Raw genomic sequence first — 1,428 nt, 5'->3', positions numbered from 1 at the left:
TATCATGGGGGCGCTGGATCTGAAAGCCCCGGAACACCCGTTAATCTGCGAATATAAAACGATAAATGAGTACAATGTATCCCGTTTTTTCAATGAGATACGTAAGGTTTATCCTGATTATAACCAGAAAATCCACGTCATTCTGGATGGCGCAGGTTACCACCGTTCACAGTTAGTAAAAGACTGGGCAGAAGTGGTGAATATACAGCTCCATTATCTCCCGCCGTACAGTCCAAACCTGAATCCGATAGAACGAATGTGGAAATTAATGAACGAACATGCCCGGAATAATCGCTACTTCAGCAGTACGCGAGAGTTCAGGGACGCAATATTTGAATTTTTCAGTCATACGCTGCCGGGTATAGCGGATTCTCAGGCATCCCGAATAAACGATCACTTTCAGGTACTCAAACCCGCATCTTGAGGTTTATTGGGTATATATCACTAAAGTGATGTTTTAATATTTTGCAAATGCTTTCCTCTGAAACTCCTGCATTTATAATATCAAAAACAAAATAGTCTATCATGTTAGTACGCTCATCCTTCCAACGATCAAACGGACAAAAATACACCAATAAAGAAAAATATCGCCCCCTCACAACTTTATCTTTATAACGAGATACTCTTTTTTCTTTAGTTAACTTGGTAAAGGCATCATGTAATTCTGCTACTTTTTGTTCGTCCTGTTCAAATCTTGCTTTTTTACTTTCAGCTTTTACAACCAAGGAACTTTCATCCAAAAAAGGTTCAATAAAGGTAAAGCATTCATCCATAAAATTTATAATTCTAATAAAAAAAATATAATCATCATGACACTCATGATAATCGCATACACTATCCACTAAGTTTTGCAATTGCATCAAATGCATCAGATATACCTATTTTTGATAAAATCTCTTTACAGCAATCACACGCTTCAAGAGCCTGTCAGTAATTCTGTGTAACTGCCACTGTATTAAAGGTGATCGCTCAGGCGGTCACCGAACTCGATAATAAAACGACTCATTGCCAGCCGCCAGTTCTGGATCGGCATACGCCATTTTTTCGACGCATCCTTGATCGCCAGATACACGACCTTCCGCACCGAGTCATCTGTCGGGAACACTTTGCGTTTCTTTATCGCCGCACGGATCACGCTGTTCAGCGATTCTATCGCGTTCGTGGTGTAGATAGCCTTACGGATATCCGCCGGGTAGCCGAAGAAGGTATTCAGGTTTTCCCAGTGTGCACGCCAGCTTTTGCTGATTTGCGGATATTTATCGTCCCATTCTCCCGCGAACGCATCCAGCGCCATCAGCGCCGCCTCTTCGGTCGGGGCCTGATAGACTGCTTTTAACCCGCTGGTGACGGCTTTATAGTCCTTCCAGGACACGTATTTCAGGCTGTTACGCACCATATGGATGATGCACAGCTGGATGTGAGTCTGCG

3 protein-coding genes are annotated in these 1,428 nt (G+C 42.6%); 1 reads left to right on the top strand and 2 read right to left on the bottom strand.

What is annotated here, in order from left to right; translation table 11 throughout:
• Positions 1-424 (top strand): IS630 family transposase (locus A7090_RS06560; protein WP_123056929.1); only part of this gene is annotated, 424 nt, incomplete at its 5' end.
• Here A7090_RS06560 and A7090_RS06555 read toward each other — a convergent pair.
• Positions 408-860 carry a hypothetical protein gene (locus A7090_RS06555; protein WP_105273410.1) on the bottom strand — a complete coding sequence of 151 codons (453 nt, stop codon included), beginning with the start codon at positions 858-860 and terminating at the stop codon, positions 408-410. The genes A7090_RS06560 and A7090_RS06555 overlap by 17 nt on opposite strands.
• A gap of 95 nt (positions 861-955) precedes the next feature.
• The coding region (locus A7090_RS06550; protein WP_198599570.1) for a transposase at positions 956-1,428 on the bottom strand (473 nt) is incomplete at its 5' end.

The sequence above is a fragment of the Escherichia sp. MOD1-EC7003 genome (assembly GCF_002965065.1).
Taxonomy (GTDB): domain Bacteria; phylum Pseudomonadota; class Gammaproteobacteria; order Enterobacterales; family Enterobacteriaceae; genus Escherichia.
This window is presented reverse-complemented; position numbering and strand designations above follow the sequence as displayed.

What these genes read in the sequence shown, in the direction of transcription:
- A7090_RS06555 (WP_105273410.1), bottom strand. Translation starts at nt 860, where the DNA reads ATGCAATTGCAAAACTTAGTGGATAGTGTATGCGATTATCATGAGTGT.